Raw genomic sequence first — 5,023 nt, forward strand, 5'->3', positions numbered from 1 at the left:
GGTCGACGCCTCGGTGATGCCGACCCTGATCGGCGGCAACACCAATGCTCCCACCATCATGATCGCCGAAAAGGCGGCGGAGATGATTTTAACGCAAGCGCGCGGGTGAGGGGGCGGCCCGGGCTGTCACGTCTCGACGGCCGGGCGAGGGGCCCGGAAACAGCTTCCCGGGCCAGGCAACAGGCTCGGTCTGCTGCTTAGAACTCGGACCAGGTCTGGGCTTCGCGGGCAATCGCGGCACCGCCCGATCTGCCTCCCTGCACGGCTGCAAGCTGGGGCCGCGGCGATGCGGTCCGGACCGGAGTTGGTGAGCCCGGTGCGGTCGAGACGGCGTGAGGCGCGGCGGGACGGCTTGTCGATGCGGCGCCGAGTTCAAATTTGCTGATCAGTTCAAACAGCGCTTCCGCTTCTTTCGCCAGACCATGGGTAGAGGCTGTTGTCTGCTCCACCATGGCTGCGTTTTGCTGGGTTCCCTGATCCATCACGGTGACCGATTCGCTGATTTCCCTGAGCGCCACGGATTGTTCCTTGACACTGACGGCTATGGCTTGAGTGTTGAGGTCTATGCTCTGGATCTTGCCGACTATATCCACAAGCGCCTGACCGGCATTGCCGACCAGCGAGACACCGCACTTGACCTGGTCGCTCGATGAAGTGATGAGGCTTTTGATGTCCTTGGCAGCGCTTGCGGAGCGTTGTGCCAGTTCGCGAACCTCATGGGCGACCACGGCGAACCCTTTTCCGGCGTCACCTGCGCGGGCGGCTTCGATACCGGCGTTCAGCGCAAGCAGATTGGTCTGAAACGCGATGTCGTCGATAACACCTATGATCTTCGACATTTCCTGTGACGAGGTTGCGATCATGCTCATGGCGGACACGGCCTCGGTCACAATCTCACCGGATCGCTCGACCCCGGCGCGGGTCTCGACAACGAGCTTGGCCGAGGCGGTGGCGTTCTGCGTCATTTCAGCGACATTGGTGGTGATTTCCTCCAGCGCCGCAGCGGTTTCCTCGACCGAAGCTGCCTGCTGTTCCGTCCGGCGCGCCAGATCGTCCGACGCCGCGCGGATTTCGTTGGAGCCTGATGTGATGCTGCTGGCGTTAATTTCCACGGCGCGCATGGTCGCGCGCAAATCGGCAAGGACATCATTGAAATCCTTGCGGAGTGCTTCCATCGTCGGAACAAATGGTTGCTCCAGCGAGCGGGTCAGGTCGCCCTTCGCCACAGCCCGAAGCGAGGTGCCAAGGTGGGATATCGCTGTCATCCGGGCCGTAACATCAGTGGCGAATTTCACCACTTTGACGACCTCGCCCCTGTCATTCGTGATCGGGTTGTAGGCGGCCTGAATCCAGACCTCCGTGCCGGTCTTGCTGAGCCGCATGAATTCATTCGACGAGAATTGGCCTGCCGCCAGATCGTGCCAGAACTTTTCATAATCGGATGTCGCAACATAGGCCGGATCGCAGAAAATCCTGTGATGCTTGCCGACGATTTCCCGGAGTTCATAACCCAGTGTGGCACAAAAATTCTCGTTCGCCGTGATGATCGTGCCATCCGGCTTGAATTCGATCATCGCCTGGGAGCGCGACAGGGCCGAAAGCTTGGCGGCATCGTCGATCGCAATATGTTTGCTCTGGGTGATGTCGGTGGCGAATTTGACCACCTTGACCGGTTTGCCGCCTTTAAACACCGGATTGTAGGACGCCTCGATCCAGATATCGCGTCCATCCTTGCCGATCCGCCGGTATTGCTGCCGGTCGAATTTTCCCGCCGCCAGGGATTTCCAGAACTCCCGGTACTCGGTGCTTTTCACCTCTTCCGGGTCGACGAATATACTGTGGTGCTTGCCGATGATCTCCGCCAGCGTGTAGCCCAGGACATTGCAAAAATTCTCGTTTGCCGTCAACACATGGCCGGTCAGATCGAATTGAATGACCGCCTGAGACATGGAAAGCGATTCACAGATCGCCTTGCTGTCGGAATTCAGTCCTAGTGACAGTACCATTTCAACTCCCGGGTTGGTTCCGCAAATCTGGTTTGCGAGTGATGGGGCAAATACATCGCGATGTTTGACAACGAGATCAAAATGCGTGGAGTCTGGAGATTGTTTCCATTCAATTCCTGCGATTTTGATCGTTCAACTGCATTTCCGTGGTAGGAAGTTGGCTTCAATTTTATTAATGATTGCATACCTTTTGTGGGGCAAATCTTGAGGATACCCCAATAAAGTGTGGAATTATTTGAACAAATAGGTTCATTGACCTGGCAACCGGTGGCTGTAGGTAGCTGTTTGAAGCGGTTGCCAAATCCGGAAATTTGATGATTTTAGGTAATACCCTCGCACCTCATCTGATCTGGAGCCAACCATGACTGTTCGCATTGCCGTCCTCACCGTGTCCGATCGTGCCAGTCGCGGGGAATATGAGGATCTTGGTGGTCCGGCGGTCAAGGCATGGCTTGAGCGGGTGATATCGAGCCCCGCCGAGATCGTCGTTCACGTCATCCCCGACGGGCTCGAAAGCGTCCGTGACACGCTGATCAGGCTGTGCGATGTCGACGGTGTCGACATGGTGCTCACCACCGGCGGAACCGGTCCGTCGCCACGCGATCTGACACCCGAGGCAATGAAGGCGGTGATGGAGAAGGAACTGCCCGGGTTCGGCGAATTGATGCGCAAGGTCAGCCTGGAATTCGTTCCCACCGCAATCCTGTCGCGCCAGACTGCCGGCACGCGCGGCAAGACCCTGATCGTCAATCTGCCGGGCAAGCCCGGTTCGATCGACACCTGCCTGACGGCGGTGTTCCCGGCCATCCCGTTCTGTCTCGATCTGATCGGCGCGGGCCGGATCGAAACCCGTGACGAAATCCTCAAAGCATTCCGCCCGTCAAAGTGACGGGCGGAGCAAGGGTCGCAATGACCGGCATCGGGCAGGTTCAGGTGCGCAGCACCCGGTAGATCGCCGGTATCACCAGCACCGTCAGCGCCGTTGACGAGGCGAGGCCGAACAGCAGCGAGATCGCCAGGCCCTGGAAGATCGGATCGGTCAGGATCACCGCGGCGCCGATCATCGCCGCGAGCGCTGTCAGGATGATCGGCTTGAAGCGGATCGCGCCCGCCTCGATCAGCACCGGCGTCAACGGCGTGCCCTTGACATGGGCATGGCGGATGAAATCCACCAGCAGGATCGAGTTGCGCACGATGATGCCGGCAAGCGCGATGAAACCGATCATCGAGGTGGCCGAGAACGGCGCCCCAAACAGCCAGTGCCCGATCAGGATGCCGATGAAGGTCAGAGGTACCGGTGTCAGGATAACCAGAGGCGCCTTGAACGAGCCGAACTGGGCGACCACCAGGATGTAGATCCCGAGCAGCGCCACGCCGAAGGCGGCGCCCATGTCGCGGAAAGTGACCCAGGTGACTTCCCATTCACCGTCCCACAACAGGGTCGAGGAGTGCTCGTCTGCGGGCTGGCCGTTGAGAGCAATCACCGGCTTTTCCAGATCTGTCCAGTCCATCGCGTCAAGCGCTTCTTGCACAGCCAGCATGCCATAGAGCGGAGCTTCATAGGCGCCAGCCATTTCGGCCAAGACCATTTCTGCGGCGCGGCCATTGCGGCGGAACACCGGGAATGAGGATGTCTCCCGCGTCACCTCGATCACATCGCCCAACTCGACCACGCTGCGGTCGCCCGGAAGCACATTGGCCGGGATCGGCGTTGTCAGGAAGCTCTCGTCGACCAGGCGATCCGATCTCGGGCGTTCAAGCCGGATGGTGATAGGCGTCCGGCCTCCGTCACGATGCGAATACCCCACCGTCTGGCCGGTGTTAAGGATCGCGATGGTGTCGAACACGTCCTGTTCCTGGACCTTGAAGAACTCCAGCTCGTCGGTGGAAATCTTCACCCGTACACGTTCGGCCGGCTGTCCCCAGGAGTTGTCGATGTCGACGATAAACGCTGCCGAGCGGAACGCTTCCTCGACGCGCCGGGCCACCGCACGACGGGTTTCTGCGTCAGGACCGTAGATCTCGGCCAGAAGCGTCGCCATCACCGGCGGCCCCGGAGGCGGCTCGACGACCTTCAGGCTTGCGCCCTGTGGCAGCGGAATGGCGGCGATCCGGGTGCGGATGTCGAGCGCGATTTCGTGACTCGACCGGTCCCGTTCGCCCTTGGGCGTAAGATTGAGCGCGACATCGCCCATCTGGGTTTCATCGCGCAGGAAAGAGTGCCGCACCAGTCCGTTGAAGTTGAACGGTGCTGCGGTCCCCGCATGGGTCTGGGTGGACTTCACCTCGTCGAGCTTGAGCACCTCGTGGGCGACCGCCTGGGCTATGGCGTCGGTGGCTTCCACCGATGTGCCCTCGGGCATGTCGATCACCACCGAGAGTTCGGACTTGTTGTCGAACGGCAAGAGCTTGACCGTCACATGCTTGGTGTAAAACAGCGACAGCGAACCCAACGTCATGGCGCCCACAACCAGCAGGAAAATCCAGGCGCTAAACTTGCTGTGAAGCACTGGCCGCGCCACGGCGCGATAAATCTTTCCAAGCATGCCACCGGCTTCGACACCTTCGACAGGACCGTGATGCATTGGCGCACGACCGGCGATCTTGAGCATCAGCCAGGGCGTGACCATGACCGCAACGAAGAACGAGAACACCATCGCCGCCGAGGCATTGGCCGGAATCGGGCTCATGTAGGGGCCCATCATGCCGGACACGAACAGCATCGGCAGCAGTGCGGCAACCACGGTGAGCGTGGCGACAATGGTCGGATTGCCAACTTCCGCGACTGCTTCAATAGCCGCCTGCTTGCGCTCGCGCCCGTCACCCATGCCCCAGTGCCGGGCGATGTTCTCGATCACCACAATGGCGTCATCAACCAGGATGCCAATCGAGAAGATCAGCGCGAACAGCGACACACGGTTGAGCGTGTAGCCCATCACCCGTGAGGCAAACAGCGTCAGAAGGATGGTCACGGGGATGACGATGGCCACCACCAGCGCCTCGCGCCAACCGATTGC

At 60.0% G+C, this 5,023-nt stretch carries 4 protein-coding genes; 2 read left to right on the forward strand and 2 right to left on the reverse strand.

What is annotated here, in order from left to right:
* A partial coding sequence (locus tag ABJN75_RS02135; protein WP_348436410.1) for a GMC oxidoreductase occupies window positions 1-109 on the forward strand: 109 nt, incomplete at its 5' end.
* 88 nt (window positions 110-197) lie between these two features.
* Here the strand turns inward: ABJN75_RS02135 and ABJN75_RS02140 are convergent.
* Window positions 198-2,006: a PAS domain-containing methyl-accepting chemotaxis protein gene (locus ABJN75_RS02140; protein WP_348436405.1), complete on the reverse strand. Its 1,809-nt coding sequence runs from the start codon at window positions 2,004-2,006 to the stop codon at window positions 198-200.
* Window positions 2,007-2,367: 361 nt separating this feature from the next.
* Here ABJN75_RS02140 and mog point away from each other — a divergent pair, with 361 nt between their 5' ends.
* Entirely contained in the window at window positions 2,368-2,895 is a 528-nt protein-coding gene (gene mog, locus ABJN75_RS02145) for a molybdopterin adenylyltransferase (protein ID WP_348436406.1), read from the forward strand.
* Between the two features lie 40 nt (window positions 2,896-2,935).
* Here the strand turns inward: mog and ABJN75_RS02150 are convergent.
* Window positions 2,936-5,023, reverse strand: a 2,088-nt coding sequence (locus tag ABJN75_RS02150; RefSeq protein ID WP_348436408.1) for an efflux RND transporter permease subunit, incomplete at its 5' end; no start/stop codon positions are given.

This window comes from Hoeflea sp. (genome assembly GCF_039975035.1).
Lineage (GTDB): Bacteria > Pseudomonadota > Alphaproteobacteria > Rhizobiales > Rhizobiaceae > Hoeflea.